The 15,156-nt window shown below is 72.9% G+C and carries 19 protein-coding genes; 11 read left to right on the forward strand and 8 right to left on the reverse strand.

Translation table 11 applies throughout. The features are described 5' to 3' along the window. Positions 1-4: 4 nt before the first annotated feature. From AC1DYZ_RS09995 to AC1DYZ_RS10010, 4 genes are all read right to left on the reverse strand, one after another. Entirely contained in the window at positions 5-271 is a 267-nt protein-coding gene (locus AC1DYZ_RS09995) for a GlsB/YeaQ/YmgE family stress response membrane protein (RefSeq protein WP_477065045.1), read from the reverse strand. 99 nt (positions 272-370) lie between these two features. Then, positions 371-1,003 carry a response regulator gene (locus tag AC1DYZ_RS10000; protein ID WP_477065046.1) on the reverse strand — a complete coding sequence of 211 codons (633 nt, stop codon included), beginning with the start codon at positions 1,001-1,003 and terminating at the stop codon, positions 371-373. Then, positions 996-2,396 (reverse strand): sensor histidine kinase, encoded by a 1,401-nt coding sequence (locus AC1DYZ_RS10005; RefSeq protein WP_477065047.1) that lies wholly within the window; start codon positions 2,394-2,396, stop codon positions 996-998. The genes AC1DYZ_RS10000 and AC1DYZ_RS10005 overlap by 8 nt, the downstream gene beginning before the upstream one ends. Before the next feature lie 76 nt (positions 2,397-2,472). Next, the gene (locus AC1DYZ_RS10010; protein ID WP_477065048.1) at positions 2,473-2,952 is read right to left on the reverse strand and encodes a hypothetical protein; all 480 of its coding nucleotides are present in this window, start codon (positions 2,950-2,952) and stop codon (positions 2,473-2,475) included. A gap of 132 nt (positions 2,953-3,084) precedes the next feature. Between AC1DYZ_RS10010 and AC1DYZ_RS10015 the strand changes: the two genes are divergently transcribed. Continuing rightward, complete coding sequence (locus AC1DYZ_RS10015) at positions 3,085-3,771, forward strand: DNA alkylation repair protein (RefSeq protein WP_477065049.1); 687 nt, start codon at positions 3,085-3,087, stop codon at positions 3,769-3,771. Between the two features lie 33 nt (positions 3,772-3,804). Beyond that, the gene (locus AC1DYZ_RS10020) at positions 3,805-4,170 is read left to right on the forward strand and encodes a VOC family protein (protein WP_477065050.1); all 366 of its coding nucleotides are present in this window, start codon (positions 3,805-3,807) and stop codon (positions 4,168-4,170) included. Positions 4,171-4,179: 9 nt separating this feature from the next. On the opposite strand, the gene AC1DYZ_RS10025 is transcribed toward AC1DYZ_RS10020, so the two are convergent. After that, positions 4,180-5,052: a phosphotransferase enzyme family protein gene (locus tag AC1DYZ_RS10025; RefSeq protein WP_477065051.1), complete on the reverse strand. Its 873-nt coding sequence runs from the start codon at positions 5,050-5,052 to the stop codon at positions 4,180-4,182. 172 nt (positions 5,053-5,224) lie between these two features. On the opposite strand from AC1DYZ_RS10025, the gene AC1DYZ_RS10030 reads away from it, so the two are divergent. After that, positions 5,225-6,457, forward strand: coding sequence for a PP2C family protein-serine/threonine phosphatase (locus tag AC1DYZ_RS10030; RefSeq protein WP_477065052.1), 1,233 nt, complete (start codon positions 5,225-5,227; stop codon positions 6,455-6,457). Here the strand turns inward: AC1DYZ_RS10030 and AC1DYZ_RS10035 are convergent. Next, complete coding sequence (locus AC1DYZ_RS10035; protein ID WP_477065053.1) at positions 6,427-7,077, reverse strand: dihydrofolate reductase family protein; 651 nt, start codon at positions 7,075-7,077, stop codon at positions 6,427-6,429. The genes AC1DYZ_RS10030 and AC1DYZ_RS10035 overlap by 31 nt on opposite strands. 132 nt (positions 7,078-7,209) lie before the next feature. On the opposite strand from AC1DYZ_RS10035, the gene AC1DYZ_RS10040 reads away from it, so the two are divergent. Beyond that, complete coding sequence (locus AC1DYZ_RS10040; RefSeq protein ID WP_477065054.1) at positions 7,210-7,959, forward strand: VOC family protein; 750 nt, start codon at positions 7,210-7,212, stop codon at positions 7,957-7,959. 124 nt (positions 7,960-8,083) lie between these two features. Here AC1DYZ_RS10040 and AC1DYZ_RS10045 read toward each other — a convergent pair whose 3' ends face one another. Next, complete coding sequence (locus AC1DYZ_RS10045) at positions 8,084-8,731, reverse strand: response regulator (protein WP_477065055.1); 648 nt, start codon at positions 8,729-8,731, stop codon at positions 8,084-8,086. Further along, positions 8,728-9,849, reverse strand: a complete 1,122-nt coding sequence (locus AC1DYZ_RS10050; protein ID WP_477065056.1) for a sensor histidine kinase — start codon at positions 9,847-9,849, stop codon at positions 8,728-8,730. The genes AC1DYZ_RS10045 and AC1DYZ_RS10050 overlap by 4 nt, the downstream gene beginning before the upstream one ends. A 193-nt stretch (positions 9,850-10,042) precedes the next feature. On the opposite strand from AC1DYZ_RS10050, the gene AC1DYZ_RS10055 reads away from it, so the two are divergent. The 7 genes from AC1DYZ_RS10055 to AC1DYZ_RS10085 all read left to right on the forward strand — a co-directional run. Further along, positions 10,043-10,741 (forward strand): hypothetical protein, encoded by a 699-nt coding sequence (locus tag AC1DYZ_RS10055; protein WP_477065057.1) that lies wholly within the window; start codon positions 10,043-10,045, stop codon positions 10,739-10,741. A 338-nt stretch (positions 10,742-11,079) separates the two neighbouring features. Then, positions 11,080-11,760, forward strand: a complete 681-nt coding sequence (locus AC1DYZ_RS10060) for a GAF and ANTAR domain-containing protein (RefSeq protein WP_477065058.1) — start codon at positions 11,080-11,082, stop codon at positions 11,758-11,760. Then, positions 11,757-12,521, forward strand: a complete 765-nt coding sequence (locus AC1DYZ_RS10065) for a GAF and ANTAR domain-containing protein (RefSeq protein ID WP_477065059.1) — start codon at positions 11,757-11,759, stop codon at positions 12,519-12,521. Before AC1DYZ_RS10060 ends, AC1DYZ_RS10065 begins: the two co-directional genes overlap by 4 nt. 317 nt (positions 12,522-12,838) lie before the next feature. After that, positions 12,839-13,510, forward strand: coding sequence for a hypothetical protein (locus AC1DYZ_RS10070; protein WP_477065060.1), 672 nt, complete (start codon positions 12,839-12,841; stop codon positions 13,508-13,510). After that, positions 13,507-13,917, forward strand: a complete 411-nt coding sequence (locus AC1DYZ_RS10075; protein WP_477065061.1) for a phage holin family protein — start codon at positions 13,507-13,509, stop codon at positions 13,915-13,917. Before AC1DYZ_RS10070 ends, AC1DYZ_RS10075 begins: the two co-directional genes overlap by 4 nt. Further along, entirely contained in the window at positions 13,914-14,507 is a 594-nt protein-coding gene (locus AC1DYZ_RS10080; RefSeq protein WP_477065062.1) for a DUF3618 domain-containing protein, read from the forward strand. Before AC1DYZ_RS10075 ends, AC1DYZ_RS10080 begins: the two co-directional genes overlap by 4 nt. Before the next feature lie 77 nt (positions 14,508-14,584). Continuing rightward, positions 14,585-15,156 (forward strand): YihY/virulence factor BrkB family protein (locus AC1DYZ_RS10085; protein WP_477065063.1); only part of this gene is annotated, 572 nt, incomplete at its 3' end.

A 15,156-nucleotide genomic window follows, 5' to 3' on the forward strand; every position in this document is an offset into this window, starting at 1 on the left:
GCCGTCAGGCCCGCCGACGCCCGCTTCCCGCGACGATCGCGACGCCGATCGCGGCGAGGACGACCTGGAACAGGAGCTCGATCCAGTCGATGCCGTCCGTGGTCTGCACGCCGACCAGCCCGGCCAGCCACGTGCCGATGAGCGCCGCCACGATGCCGACGATGATCGTCACCAGGATGGAGATGTTCTGGCGCCCGCGAACCAGCAGGCGGCCCAGGGCGCCGATGATGGCGCCGATGACGATGGCGGAGATGATGCCTGCGGGGGTCATGAGCGTTCTCCTCGAGTAGTCGTACGAAGCTGCGCCGGCCTGGGCTCGACGGGACACTCGCATGCTGGACCACGGCACGCACCTGCGCACGCCGAGCGGTCACTCGTCGCTGAGGTGCTCCTTGCCCCACAGGGCCGCACTGGTCCGGTCGGCCACGCCGATCTGCCGGAACACGTGCCCGACGTGCACCTTGACCGTGCGCTCGCTGATCCCGAGCGCCCGTCCGATCTGCTTGTTGGCCATGCCCTGACCGAGGAGCCGGAGCACCTGGCGCTCGCGCGCGCTCAGGCGATCGGCGGGCGACTCGGTCCGCGTCGGCAGCAGCGACCGGGCGACGCGGGGGTCGAGCGGCGAGTGGCCCAGGGCCGCGGAGCGCACCGCCGCCACCAGGTCCCGCGGGTCGCAGTCCTTGAGCAGGTACCCGATGGCCCCCGCAGCGAGGGCGTCGGCGACCCGTGCGGTGTCGGAGAACGAGGTGAGGACGACGACGGCGGCGTCCGGTCGGGTCGCGACGATCCGACGGGTCGCCTCGACGCCGTCGAGCACGGGCATCGACAGGTCCATGAGCACGACGTCCGGGTGGAGCGCCTCGGCCAGGTCCACGGCCTGCTGGCCGTCGGCGGCCTGACCGACGACCCGCAGCCCCTCGGCGCCGTCGACGAGCCCGGCCAGGCCCGAGCGGACGAGGTGATGGTCGTCGGCCAGCAGCACCGTGACGTCGTCGTCAGCCATGCGCCCCGTCCGTCCCGTGCATCGTCAGCCTCCATCGGCACCCCCGGCCGGGAGCGGAGCCGACCTCCAGGTGCGCACCCGACGACGCCGCGAGGTCGGCGAGCACGCGCAGACCGAAGTGTCCCTCGGGCGGCTCCCCGAGCACCGTCGGCACGTCGAAGCCGACGCCGTCGTCCTCGACCTGCAGGACGACCGCGCCGTGCTCCCGGCTGAGACTCACGACCACCTGCGACGCGTGGGCGTGCGCGAGCGCGTTGCGGAGCGTCTCCTGCACGACGCGGTAGATCAGGCGCTCCTGATCGGACGACAGATCGCTCGTCCCGTCCGGAGCGAGCTCCAGCCGGACATCGACGCCGCGCGCGGCGAGCCCGCCGACAAGGTCCGTCAGCGCGGCACCCAGGCCGGCGGTCTGCAGGCTCGCGGGGTAGATGTCGACCAGCAGCGAGCGCAGGCCCTTGATGCTCGCGCGCACGGTCGCGGCGGCCTCACGCAGCGGCTCGGCCAGCTCGGGGGCGCTGGACCGCTCGGCCCGTTCCGCGGCCCCGGCCAGGGCGAACGAGGAGGCTGCGAGCTCCTGGACCACGCCGTCGTGCAGCGTCGCGGCGATCCGGCGGCGCTCCTCGTCCGACGCCTCGACGGCGCGCTGCAGCAGGACCTCGCGGTTCTGCTGCGCCCGACGCAGGCGGTCGACCAGCGTCCACAGCACCGGGAGCATCAGCACGACGAACAGGAGCAGGCTGGTCACGGTGATCCCCGCGAACCCTCGCCACAGCGCGGTGGACCGCTCGGTGACCACGTCGTACCGGCTGTAGGTCTCGAACAGCAGCGGCGTGCCGTCCGGCGTCCAGACGGGCCGGTACACCTCGAGCAGCTTGCCCTGCCCGCGCTCGTACACGTTCTCCGGGCGGTCGAGGTCACTCACCTCCGCCTCGGTGGTCGGCTCCTCGAGCACCGCCGCCTCGTCCTCGCCCAGCGGGAACACGCGACCCATCAGGCGCTCGTCGTCGGAGTACACGATCCGGCCGTCGGCGTCCCAGACCTTGACCCGCACGACCGCGTCCCCCAGCACCGCGTCGTGCACCGCCACGTCCAGGGCGGCGACCGCCTCCGGGTCCGACGCGACGATGCCGTCCTGCAGCACCGGCTGGACGATCGCGTCGGCGACGAGGTCCGTGCGCCTCGCGGCGTCGTTCACGGACTCCTGCTCGGCGATCCGCCGGCTCGCCGTCAGGCCGAGCAGCACGACGACGGCCAGCACCACCAGCGCCGCCGCGACGAGCTGACCGAACACGCGCCACGTCCGCACCGGCGGCTGAGCCCCGCCGTCGACGACCCGCTCGCCGCGACCGAGGGTGACCCAGGTCGGGTCGGGACGCTCGTCGGCCGGGGGCACGCCGCCCACCCTAGGGGCACCCGCCCTGAGCCCCGGCGAAGGGTCACCGGGGCTCACGCGAGGTCGCTCGGTCGGCTCAGTCGTCGCTGCCATGTCCGCCGTGGTCGTCGCCCGCGTCGTGCCCCGAGCCGTCGTCGGAACCGCCGCCCGAGGAGCCTCCGTGGTCGTCGCCGGCGTCGTGCCCGGAGCCGTCGTCGTCGGCCGCGGGCGCCGGTGCCGGCGCGGCACCGCCCCCGTTCGCGGCGCGGTCGTCGCCCGGCTCCGTGCGGTCGTCCCGGTCGACGAGGCCGCCGTGGTCGTCGACCGTGGCGGCCGGAGTCGGGATCGCGGCGGCGGGTGACGGGCTCGTCGTCGCGCCGCCCTGGGTCGCGCGGTCGTCGCCGGGCTCGGTGCGCAGGTCGCGGTCCGTCGCGCCGCCGTCGTCGTCGACCACGACGGCCTGGCTCGGCGGGTCGACCGGGACGGACGGGCTCAGGCTCGGGTTGCCGGCGAGGCCCACGGCCGCGGGGACAACGGCCAGCATCGCGGCCCCGGTGAACAAGAGCAGGCGCTTCATGAGAACTCCTCGGTCGGCCATCTGGTGAGGAGTCCTTTCTCCCGCACCCGAGGTCGGCCCCACCATCGGACCTTGGTACTAGTACCCGCCGCCGGATCTAGGCTGGCACCGACGACGACAAGGGGAGATCGCATGCCGACCGGTTCGGTGACCCAGGCCTCCGTCGGCGACGTGCTCGCCGACCTGGCCGCGCTGGAGGACCCGAAGATCCGCGCGGTGAACGCACGGCACGGCGACGACCACGGGGTCAACCTCACCAGGCTGCGCGCGGTCGCCAAGGGCCTCAAGACCGACCACGAGCTGGCCGGGCAGCTGTGGGCCACCGGCGACACCGCGGCCCGTCTGGTCGCGATCCTCATCAGCCGGCCCAAGCAGTACACGGCGGCTGAGCTGGACGCCATGCTGCGCGCGGCCCGCGTGCCCAAGGTGCACGACTGGCTGATCAGCTACGTCGTCAAGAAGAGCCCGCACGTCGAGGACCTGCGCGCGGCGTGGTTCGCCGACGCCGACCCGCTGGTCGCCAGCGCGGGCTGGGCGCTGACCAGCGACCGCGTGGCGAGGTCCCCGGAGGGGCTCGACCTCCCCGCCCTCCTCGACCTCGTCGAGGCGCAGATGAAGGACGCGCCGGACCGCCTGCAGTGGGCCATGAACGAGTGCCTGGCCACCATCGGCATCCATCACCCCGAGCTCCGCGCCCGCGCGCTCGGCATCGGCGAGAGCCTCGAGGTCCTCAAGGACTACCCGACGCCACCCGGCTGCACCTCCCCCTACGCGCCGATCTGGATCACCGAGATCGTCCGTCGCCAGGCGCAGGCGTAGCCGTCGGGTGGGGTTCGCGTCCACGATGTCCGCATGAAGATCAGGCGGCAGGTCGTCGTGTTCGATGCGGCGGACATCGTCGTCGAGAGCGCGTTCTGGGCCGCGCTGCTGGGCGGCACGGTGATCGTGGAGGACGACTGGCACTCGGTGATCGTCGACGGCGAGCCGCGGGTCGACGTGCAGCTCGCCCCGAACCACGTGCGGCCCGACTGGCCGGACGGCGAGCAGCAGCAGGTCCACCTCGACCTGTACGTCGACGATTTCCAGGCCGCCCACGAGCACGCCCTCGCGGTCGGCGCGGTGCTGCTGAAGGCCGCGGACGACTTCTCCACCCCCGACGGTTTCCAGGTCTACGCCGACCCGGCCGGCCACCCGTTCTGCCTCTGCTGGGGTCCGTGAACCCCGAGATCAGCGGCCCAGGCTCTCTCGGAGCTGACCGAGCCACTGCGTCCCCAGCGCGCGCCCGTCCGGGAACTGGTCGTCGCGATCCCAGCGCCACGCGGTGATCATCGCCAGCACCAGGGAGCGGCACACCCGCAGCAGCCCGTGATCGACGCCCGGGTAGAGGTCGGCCACCTCGGCGGGCGCATGGGCGAGGTCGAACTCGACCGGGCCGCGGCAGCACGTCTCGAGGTCGATGAACAGCACACTGTCCTTCGTCGTCAGCAGGTTGCCCGGGTGCGGCTCGCCGTGCAGCAGCTGCTCGGCGGGACCGCGCTCGGCGATCCTGCGACGCAGGGTTCGCAGGGCCCAGGCGAGCAGCGCCCGGTCCGCGTCGCCGAGCGAGGGCGTGCGGTCGCGGCTCGCCACGAGCCGCCGGGCCGTCCCGACCCTGTCGGAGAAGTGCGGCGTGGCGACGTCGACCGTGCGCATCCCGKCATGGAGCCGCGCGAGGGCGTGGGCGTAGTCGACCGGCGCGACCTCCCGGGGCGCCACGGGTTCGTAGTACGTCCACAGCGTGACCACGAAGCCGTCGCGCTCGTAGACGAGCGGCTCGGCCCGTGGCTCGAGTGCAGCCACGGGGCTGCCGGCCTCGGCGAGCTGCAGAGCAAGGTCGATCTCGAGCTGAGCGACCTGGTGCGCGGCCGGCGCCACCCGGGCCAGCACGTCGCACGGCACCAGTCGCAGCGTGAGCTTGTTCGAGTCGTGGAGCACGATCGCGTCGTCGACCGTCAGACCGAGCGACGATGCGACCGACGTTGCCGCTGCCACGGCACGGCGAACCTGGGAGGCCTCCATCGTCAGCTCGTCGTCACCGGCCCGGGCGGGCCCGCTCGACATCCGTGGGCAACGTCGTCTCGGTGGCGAGTGCGTCGGCATCCATGGCTCCAGCCTGCCCGTCGTGGCTGCTCCCGCGCTGGACAAGAAGAGAAGTCGTCGAGATTCGTTGTCGGCGGCTGCTGGCTAGGGTGAGGACTGGCGGGACGTCGTCGACGATCTGGGTGGCAACGTGATGACCGCGGGGCCGGACGATCCACGAGGGGGCGCGATCGTCGACGCGCTGGTGTCCCTGCTGCAGCGCACACACCTCGCACCGCCCGACCGGCTCCCGGACTTGGCCGACGCAGCGCTCTCCCACCTCGACGCGAACGCCGTGATCTTCCTCGCGGACTACAGCGACACGGTGCTCGTCCCCATGGTGGGCGCCGCTCACGCGCGTCCCGACCTGCTGGCCGTCGACTCCACCCTCGCGGGGCGCGCGTACCGCCTGCTCACCGTGCAGAGCACCGTGGTCGACGGCGAGCCGCTGATCTGGATGCCGATCATCGACGGGGTCGAGCGCCTCGGGGTCCTGCGAGTCACGGTGCCGGACCCGGGCTTGGCCGCCGACGACGCGTTCCTGCACGACCTGTGGTCGTTCGCGCACCTGCTCGGCCACCTGGTCTCGGTCCTCGACGACTACGGCGACGCCATCGACGCGGTGCGTCGTCAGACGCCGAGGACGGTCTCCGCGGAGCTCATCTGGCAGCTGCTTCCGCCCCTGACGTCGGGGACCGACAAGGTCGTCATCAGCGGTCGGCTGGAACCCGCGTCCGAGGTCGGCGGGGACGTGTTCGACTACGCGTTCTCCGACACCCGGGCGCATTTCGCGATCTTCGACGCCACCGGCCACGATCTGCGCTCGGGCCTCGCCGCCGCGACCGCGCTCGCCGCGTACCGCAACTCTCGTCGCCAGGGCCACGGGCTGTTCGAGCAGACCGAGGCGGTCCACCGAGCGGTCGCTGCCGAGTTCGCCGGTCAGACCTACGCGACCGGAGTCATGGGCACGCTCGAGCTCGACACGGGCGAGCTGCGCTACGTCGCGGCCGGCCACCCACCGCCCCTGCTGCTGCGGCGAGGTCACGTGGTCAAGACCCTGGAAGCCGGGCGTCGCGCCCTGCTGGGTCTCGACAGGGTGGCCGCCGACGTCGCCGAGGAATGGCTCGAACCCGACGACGTCCTCGTCCTGTACACCGACGGGATCACCGAGGCCCGTGACGCGGACCGCCAGTTCTTCGGGCTCGACCGGCTCGTGGACTTCCTCGAACGGGAGGCCGCCGACGGCGTCCCCCTGCCCGAGATCGTCCGACGGGTGGGGCGTCGGATCCTGGAGCACCAGAACGGTGTCCTCCAGGACGACGCGACCATGCTGCTGATCCAGTGGACCTCCAGCGGTCAGAAGGCGCTCGAGCCGACCCCCGAGTAGGGCGCGGTGCGCCCTCGACGGGCGGCGTCCGACGCACGGACGGGATAGCGCAGGTGCGTCACGCCCACTCCCTGGATCACCGTCGGGCTGCCCAGGGTGGCGGGCGTGCCAGCCAGGTGGTCGAAGAGCCGCACCCCGGACCCCAGGAGCAGCGCGGCGATGTCGACGGAGATCTCGTCGAGCAGACCGGCGTTGAGCAGCTGCTGGATGGTGTCGGCGCCGTGCACCCCGACGTTCTTCCCCGCGGCGGCGTCCTTCGCCTGGCGCACTGCGCTCTCGAGCCCGTCGGTGACGAAGTGGACGGTCGAGTCGGGCCGCGGCCACCCGGCCGGGATGTCGTGGGTCAGGACGAACGCCGGCCCCCACGAGTGGTTCCCGCCCCAGCCCTGGGCGACCTCGAACGTGCGTCGACCGGTGAGCACGGCACCCAGCCCGGACGTGAGACCGCGGATGTGCTCGGCGCTCGGCTCGGACACCGTGAACGTCATGGGCTCCGACCCACCGGTGCGGATCTCGACGTCCCCCGAGGTGTACCAGTCGAACACCTCGGACACTCCGTCGTCGGGGTCGGCGACGAAGCCGTCCAGCGACATGGACATGATGGCCACGACCTTCGTCATCGGATGCTCCTCAGCTCCCGGGTGGTCCCGATGACCACCTTCCAACAGCACCACGAACGGCACCACACCGATCCGACACCCTCCCCGGAATTGGACGTGCCCCAGGCGCGTGACCGCGCCTAGCGTTCGAGGGTGCCGTGCCGCCTGACCGCCCTCACCGTCGACGCCCTCGATCCCGCGCGCCTGGCCGACTTCTGGGCCGCGGCGCTCGGACGCGACGTGGTCGGGGACCGTCGGGAAGCCCTGGTGCCCGGCTCCGAGACGCAGCTCGGCCTACGGTTCGTCCCGAGCCGGGAGGCGAAGGTCGGTCGGAACCGGATGCACCTGCACCTCACCAGCACCAGCCCCGCCGACCAGCGGGCGACGGTCGACGCCCTGCTCCGGCTCGGTGCCAGCCACCTCGACGTGGGGCAACGCCCGGACGAGGGGCACGTGGTGCTGGCCGACCCCGAGGGCAACGAGCTCTGCGTGATCGAGCCCGGCAACGCCTTCCTCGCCGGCTGCGGGTTCTTCGGCGAGCTCACCTGCGACGGCACCCGGGACGTCGGCCTCTTCTGGGCCGACGTGCTGGGCTGGCCCCTCGTGTGGGACCAGCACGAGGAGACCGCCGTCCAGTCGCCGCACGGCGGCACGAAGGTCTCGTGGGGCGGTGAACCCGTGCCGCCGGTGCACGTCAGGAGCCGCCAGCGGTTCGATCTCGCCCTCGTCGGCGCCGACCTCGGTGGGGAGGTCGACCGGCTCACGTCGCTCGGAGCCGCGCGACTCAGCACCCTCAAGGACGGCGCGGTCGAGCTGGCCGATCCCGACGGCACCGAGTTCCGCCTGCGCGTCGCGCGGGAGGGACCCCTGGGATCTCCCCAGGGACCCCCTGACCTGCATTGACGGACCACTTCGGGGCGGCCCGCCGGACCGTCCGTGGCCGCATCGAGGAGGGTCGTCTTGCCGATGCCCGCCTCGCCGCGGACGTGCAGCGTGCCAAAGCCCAGGTCAGAGGCGGTTTCGAGCACTACTTCGGCGCGGTCAGCCCCGCGTCGCGGGCGACGACCACCGCCTGGGCGCGGTCGCGCAGCTCGAGCTTGGCGAAGACGTGGCGCACGTGCGTCTTGACGGTCGCCATGCTGATGAACAGCGCGTGCGCGATCTCGGTGTTGGACCGGCCCGCACCGATGAGGGCCAGGACCTCTCGCTCCCGCTCGCTGAGCTCGGCGAGACCCGGCGGCAGGCGCTCGGGGACCGGCGGCCGCGCCGCGAAGTGGTCCATCATCCGTGCCAGCACAGCCGGCGCGACGACCGGCTCGCCCGCCTCGGCGCGGCGCACCGCATCGACGAGGCCCTCGGACGTCACGTCCTTGAGCAGGAAGCCGACGGCTCCGGCGCGCAGCGCGTCGACCACATTCTGGTCGACGTCGAACGTGGTGAGCGCGATGACGCGCGCGCCTCCGTCGGCGACGATCCGACGGGTCGCCTCGACGCCGTCCGTGCCCGGCATCCGCAGGTCCATGAGCACCACGTCCGGGCGCAGCCGCGCGGCGGCCTGCACCGCCGCCTCGCCGTCGCGCGCCTCCCCGACGACGTCGACCCCCGCGAGCTCGAGGATCATCCGCAGCCCCTGGCGGACCAGGTCCTGGTCGTCGACGACGAGGACCCGGGTCACCGGGCACCGTCCGCCGGCACGACCATCCGCACCACGAAGTCGCCGCTGTCCACCCCGGCCTCGAACGTGCCGCCGAGCAGCTCCGCGCGATGCCGCATCCCCGTGAGCCCGCGACCCGGGACCGGCACACCCGCGGGAGCGCCCGCGTTGACGGACTCGACCGCGACCTCGTCGGGCATCCAGGTCACCGTGATGGCGGCCGCGTTCCCCGCGGCGTGCCTGCCCGCGTTGGTCAGGCACTCCCGGACCACCCGCGCCACGGCACCCGTCGCCGGTGACTGGTCGGGCCACGGCTCCCCGTGCACGGTCAGAGTGTGGGCGATTCCCGCGTCGGCCGCCCGCCGGGACAGCTCGGCCACGTCCTCGGTACCGTCGCGGCGGTCACCGTCGGGTGACAGGACGCCGAGCACGCCCCGGATCTCCGTGAGCGTGCGGTGGGCCGTCGTCCGGATCGCCTCGACGGGCGCCTCGGCGCGCGACGGGTCGAGCCGCAGTGCCGCGTGGGCCGCCTCGGCCTGGATGGCGATGAGCGTGACCTCGTGCCCGACGACGTCGTGGAGCTCCTGCGCGATCCGGGCCCGCTCCGCGCCCACCGCCGACTCCTCGGCTCGCCGGCGCTCGTCGCGCAGCTCGTCGGTGAGCCGCGCGAGGCGCGCGTTCTGGTCCCGCAGGCGCGCGACCACCTGCCCGACGAGCACGGGTGCGACCACCGCGAGGACACCGCCGACGGCCGCCACGGGCGGTTCGGGCCCGAGCAGCGTGCCGAGGACCGACGCGACCACCGCCCACACGGTGGTGAGCACGACCGCCCGGCGCGGCGACCCGTGCGTGCCGAGCGCGAAGAACTGCAGGAGGACCGCGACGAAGCCGAGCAGCGGGTAGCCGTCGAGCGGGATGAACCAGAAGGCACTCGAGACGAGCGCCGACTCGACCGGCCGGGTGCGCCGCCAGGCGAGCGGGAGCATCGACCCGAGGACGTAGAGGACACCGAGCGGACCGTCGGTCAGCGGCGCGACGATCGTCTGCACCAGCCCGGTGACGACGAATGCGGCCGCGAGAGCAGCGTCGAACCGCGTCGTGCCCGCCTTGGCGAGCCACCGGTCCAGCGCGCTGTTCACAACCGTGAGCGTACGAGCAGGTCGCGGCGCTGCGCCTCACCCCGAGGGCTGACCGCCGAGTCGTCCCGGGCTGAGCGCAGAAGCGGCCCACGGGTCGATGTGGCGACCGCTCGCGGATTCCTAGCGTCGGCCGTGCCGGCTGACTCGCCGGACCCACTATCGGCCCAGCCGGGCCCGACCGAAGGACACCCCGATGACCACCCTGACCCACGACACCACCGCCGTGACGCCACGCCGGGCCACGCTCGACGTCGGCCGGATCAGCACCCGGATCGGCCTCGCGTTCCCCATCTGCCAGGTCGTCGTCATGATCGCGATGGCCCTGTTCGTGCTCCCGAACGGCTCAGCCACCGGCCCGGCGCTCGAGCGCGGCGCCCACATGCTCGACGGCTACACGGCCTACAAGGTGGGCAACTTCGTCTTCATGATCTCCGGGATGCTCCTGCTCGGCTTCCTCGGTGCGGTGCAGCTGCGCCTGCGCCGGGCCGACGGCACGGGAGTCCTCGCCACCGTCGGCGTCGCGGCCGGCACGCTGCTGGCCCTGATCTGGCCGCTCGCCGGCGTGCTGCACGACGTCACGCTGGAGGCGGCCGCCGCCGGCGGGGACCTGCGCACCTTCGCCGGCTGGGACGCGATCGCGCCGTTCTCGCTCGCCTTCTCCGTCTTGCCCCGCGTGTTCTTCATCGGCGCCATCGTGCTCGGGCTGCGGGCCGAGAACGCGGCGCCCTGGCTGCGTCGCACGGGTGCCGCCCTGATCCCCGTCAGCCTCGTCGGCAGCGCGACCCTGACGGTCGGAGGGCTCTTCCCCGTGCTGGCCCTGAGCACGATCGCGTTCGAGCTGTGGATCGGCGCGCTCGCCTGGCACTGGCTGCGCCACCGCCCGACCGTGTAAGGGGCGCACGGCGGCCAGGACGGGGGTAGCGCGGTGATCTGCACAGGTGCAGATCACGCGCGGCGACGTTCGTGTCGCTCGCTGGCGACCTGGCCCGCAGTCAGCAAGACCATCGCAGCGACAGTCCACCAGTTGCCGACGAGGGCGGCAGCGATGCCGACCAACGCTGCGACGACGACCCAGCCGTCCGCGACCTGCTCATCGCCCCACTATGGCGGGCCTCGCCCCATCGCGGGCGGTGTCGCGAGTCGGCGAGCGACCGCGGCACGGGCGGCGTAGCGTCGATCGCCCAGCGTGATGCAGCCGCACTGGCCGATGGCGAGCCCTATCGAGGTGCCATGCAGCTGCTGCCGCAGACCATCGAGGTTCTGCGACGACTCGGCGAGTCGTCGGACACCGACCTCGTCGCCGTCGTGGCCGACGCGGGTGACCGAGTCGCGGCCGAGGTGCCGTCGTGTCTCGGTTTCAGCTACTGCCTGGGCGCCGAGGACCTCACCTTCACGGTGGTCGCGACGGCCGAGGACTCGGCCGTCATGGACTCCGCCCAGTACCTGGACGACGGTCCGTGCCTGCATGCGGGGCGCGAGGACGTCGTCGTCGGGATCGACGACATCCTCGACGAGGACCGGTGGCAGCAGTTCGCGTCCACCGCAGCCGGCCGCGGCGTCCGCAGCTCGCTGTCGCTGCCCGTCCTGGACCACGGGACGCTCATCGGCACCGTGAACTTCTACGCGGCACGACCGCGAGCGTTCCGCGGCCACGAGGCTCAGCTCGCCACGATCGTCGGGGCCAGCGCTCACGAGGCCATCTCGAACGCGGACCTCGCCTTCCGCTCGCTGGACGACGCAGTCGTCGCGCCCGCGCACCTGGAGGAGCTCGCCGTGATCGACCAGGCGCTCGGGATCCTCGCCCACTCCCGACGCATCGGCATCGACGAGGCCCGGACGGTCTTGCACAGCGCGGCCGCGCGGGCCGGGCTCCAGGACGCCGACGTCGCCCGGACCGTGGTGGGCGCATGACTGACAACCGCGAGGAGGAGTCGACCATGAACGAGACCGCCCGGATCCACGCGATCACCGAGCTCCAGACCTTGCTGCTGGGCACCGCCGGCGTCGAGGAGTTCGTGGAGGGCGTCGCCCAGGCCGCCGCGCGTAACGTCGGCACCGCGACCTCGGCCACGATCACCTTGCGCCGCGACGGGCGCCCCACACTGGTCGCGGCGAGCGACCCGCCGGCCGCGCTGTGCGACGAGGTCGAGTACGCCGCCGACGACGGACCGTGCCTGACGTCCATCGACGTCGGTCACCTCGTGCACGTCCCGGACATCGAGCTCGACACCCGATGGCCGCAGTGGCGGGCCGCGGCGCGGGCCAACGGCTACGCCTCGGCGGCCGCGCTCCCCCGCAACGTGCGCCCCGGCGTGCACATCGCCCTCAACCTGTACGCAACTGAGGCGCACGCCTGGGACGACGCAGCGATCGCCGTCGCCGACATGTACGCCGACGAGATCGCGCGGACCGTGGCCCTGTGCCTGCGCAGCACGGACCAGGTCGAGATGAACGCCGACCTGCGCGCCGCGCTCGTGTCCCGGGCGGTGATCGACCAAGCCATCGGGGTGGTCATGGCGGAGAACCGCTGCACCTCTGACGAGGCCATGACCATCCTGCGCAGCGCGTCCCGGCATCGCAAGGTGAAGCTGCGCGAGGTCGCGGCCGTCATCGTCGAGGCCGTCACCGGCAGCCCGCCCCGGGAGCACGACACGTTCCGGCAGCGGGTGTAGCGGCCGCCTCGGGTGGCGGGCCTCACACAGCGGGCTTAACGTCCGTGGTGCTGGTCGACGAACGTCGGCCGGCAGACCGTCGCCCGGGACAGGACACGTCGCCGGACATGGGACTAGGTGTGCAGCGCCGCGTTGCGCGCACACCGCGGACAGCTGGAACCCCGGGAGCGCCATGGGCGCCCCGATCACCCATGCGGACGGTCGCGTGGCAGAAGGCCCGCGACGACCTCGACTCCCCTCTCGGCCTCGTCGCGCCCTCGCGTCGCAGGTCGGTCTCGACGTCTCCGTCCGCCAGACCATGCGAAGCGAGCGACACCATGACTGACGACTACACCAGCAGCTACCCCCGCACCGGCGAGCCGCGCAGCACGACCGACGCCGCGAAGGAGCAGGCCAGCAATCTCCAGGGCAAGGCCGCCGACGCCGGCGGCCACCTGCTCGGCGAGGCGAAGGACGAGGCCGCCGCCGTGACCCAGGAGGCTCGCCGGCAGCTCGGCGACCTCTGGTCGCAGGCCCGCGACGAGATCTCCGGCCAGGTCAGCACCCAGCAGAGCCGGCTCGCCGGCGGATTGACGACCGTCGGCGGCCAGCTGACCCAGATGGCGTCGGCACCGGTCGAGCAGAACCTCGCCACCGACATCGCTCGAGAGATCGGCGACAGGGTCACCTCGCTCGGCCGCTGGCTGGACGACCACGGTCCCGACGAGGCTCTCGACGAGGTCCGCGTCTTCGCCCGTCGTCGGCCGGGGACCTTCCTGGTCATCGCCGCCGGCGCAGGCGTCGTCCTGGGACGCCTCACCCGCGGACTCAAGGACGCTCCGTCCGCGCGGCCGACGAACACCCCGCCCGCCATCCCGACGCGGTCGACCACGATGCCGCCGCCCGCGTACGCCGACCCGATCGACGAGCCGCGGTTCGCCGACCAGACCGTTCTCCCGGACGACGACGCGGCCCCTGTGGTCCGCACTCCCGCCTGGGACCCGCGATGACCGAGCCGCTGGGCGCTCCCCCGCGCCAGTCGGTCGGAGACCTGCTGGGTGACGTCACGCGCGACATCTCCACGCTCCTGCGCCAGGAGGTCGAGCTGGCCAAGGCCGAGGTCCGGCAGTCGGCGAAGCAGGCCGCCAAGGGCGGGTCGATGTTCGCGGGTGCCGCGGTGGCCGGGCACTTCGTCCTGCTGTTCCTGTCGATCGCCCTGTGGTGGGCGCTCGGCGACGCCATGGACTCGTTGGCCTGGTCGGCCGTGATCGTCGCCGCCGTCTGGGCGGTCGTCGCCGCCGTCCTCGCGCTGCGCGGCAAGGCGGAGTCGCGGCGCGTCGCCGGGCTGCCCCAGACCACCGAGTCCGTCAAGAAGATCCCGAATGCTCTGCAAGGACACGAGGAGAAGAACTCATGAGCACCGACCCCGACCAGATCCGCGAGGACATCGAGCGCACCCGCGCCGAGCTCAGCTCGGACGTCGACGCCCTGACCGACAAGGTGAGCCCCACCCAGGTCGCAGCGCGGCAGGCGGACAAGGTGCGCACCGCCGTCTCCGACGCCAAGGACCGCGTCATGGGCGGCGCCGACACCGCCGGGTCGGCCGCCTCCAGCGTCGGCGACGCGGCCGCGCAGCTGCCGCACGCCGCCAAGGACAAGACCCGCGGCAACCCTCTCGCCGCGGGTCTGATCGCCTTCGGCGCCGGGTGGCTGCTCTCGTCCCTGCTCCCCAGCACCCGCCAGGAGCAGCAGCTCGCGCAGACGGCCAAGGAGCAGGCGGCTCCCCTGGTGCAGGAGGCCAAGGACGCGGCCCAGGAGCTGGCCGACAACCTCCGCCAGCCTGCCCAGGAGGCGGCAACGGCGGTCAAGGACCGGGCGACCGAGGCCGGCGCCACCCTGCGCGACGAGGGCAAGTCTGCTGCGGCCGACCTGCGCTCGGACGCGACAGACGCGGCCGACACCGTCCGCGGCACCCACGCGGCGGACGGCGGCCAGACCGGCTACTAGGAACCCTCGCGGCGGGGCACAGCGCGGTGCCCCGCCGCGTGGTCGCAGTGCACCGACCACGAGCGGAGGACACGTCGATGACTCACGACACCCGCAGCACGCGCAGCACCGAGAAGGCCACCGCCCCGGCGCCCGAGGACCCGCGCAAGCCGGACTCGCCCGACGACATCACCAAGCGGTCCTGGCAGTACGTCACCCGCAAGACGCTGCGGGAGTTCGGCCACGACCAGTGCACCGACCTGGCCGCCGCGCTCACCTACTACGCGGTCCTCGCGATCGCCCCGGCCCTCCTGGCCGTCATCTCGGTCCTCGGCCTGGTGGGCGACCCGCAGAAGATGGTCGGCGACGTGCTCAAGATCGCCGGCGACGTCGGCGTCTCGTCCGTCGACGACACCCTGAAGCCGATCCTGACCCAGCTGACCGAGGCGCCCGCGGCCGGCTTCGCGCTCATCCTGGGGCTGGTGCTGGCGCTGTGGTCGGCCTCCGGCTACGTCGCCGCGTTCAGCCGCGGCATGAACCGGGTCTACGAGATCGACGAGGGCCGCCCGATCTGGAAGCTGCGCCCCGTCCTGCTCCTCGTCACCGTGATCCTCGTCGTGCTCGCGGTGGCGATCGTCGTGGCCGTGGTCCTGTCCGGCGGCATCGCGCG

The organism is Cellulomonas sp. P1_C4, from assembly GCF_056406355.1.

Coding starts and splice junctions, on each gene's coding strand:
- AC1DYZ_RS10080 (WP_477065062.1), top strand. CDS start 13,914: ATGAGCACCGACCCCGACCAGATCCGCGAGGACATCGAGCGCACCCGC.
- AC1DYZ_RS10030 (WP_477065052.1), top strand. CDS start 5,225: ATGACCGCGGGGCCGGACGATCCACGAGGGGGCGCGATCGTCGACGCG.
- AC1DYZ_RS10035 (WP_477065053.1), bottom strand. CDS start 7,077: ATGACGAAGGTCGTGGCCATCATGTCCATGTCGCTGGACGGCTTCGTC.
- AC1DYZ_RS10020 (WP_477065050.1), top strand. CDS start 3,805: ATGAAGATCAGGCGGCAGGTCGTCGTGTTCGATGCGGCGGACATCGTC.
- AC1DYZ_RS10055 (WP_477065057.1), top strand. CDS start 10,043: ATGACCACCCTGACCCACGACACCACCGCCGTGACGCCACGCCGGGCC.
- AC1DYZ_RS10000 (WP_477065046.1), bottom strand. CDS start 1,003: ATGGCTGACGACGACGTCACGGTGCTGCTGGCCGACGACCATCACCTC.
- AC1DYZ_RS10010 (WP_477065048.1), bottom strand. CDS start 2,952: ATGAAGCGCCTGCTCTTGTTCACCGGGGCCGCGATGCTGGCCGTTGTC.
- AC1DYZ_RS10060 (WP_477065058.1), top strand. CDS start 11,080: ATGCAGCTGCTGCCGCAGACCATCGAGGTTCTGCGACGACTCGGCGAG.
- AC1DYZ_RS10015 (WP_477065049.1), top strand. CDS start 3,085: ATGCCGACCGGTTCGGTGACCCAGGCCTCCGTCGGCGACGTGCTCGCC.
- AC1DYZ_RS10070 (WP_477065060.1), top strand. CDS start 12,839: ATGACTGACGACTACACCAGCAGCTACCCCCGCACCGGCGAGCCGCGC.
- AC1DYZ_RS10065 (WP_477065059.1), top strand. CDS start 11,757: ATGACTGACAACCGCGAGGAGGAGTCGACCATGAACGAGACCGCCCGG.
- AC1DYZ_RS10075 (WP_477065061.1), top strand. CDS start 13,507: ATGACCGAGCCGCTGGGCGCTCCCCCGCGCCAGTCGGTCGGAGACCTG.
- AC1DYZ_RS09995 (WP_477065045.1), bottom strand. CDS start 271: ATGACCCCCGCAGGCATCATCTCCGCCATCGTCATCGGCGCCATCATC.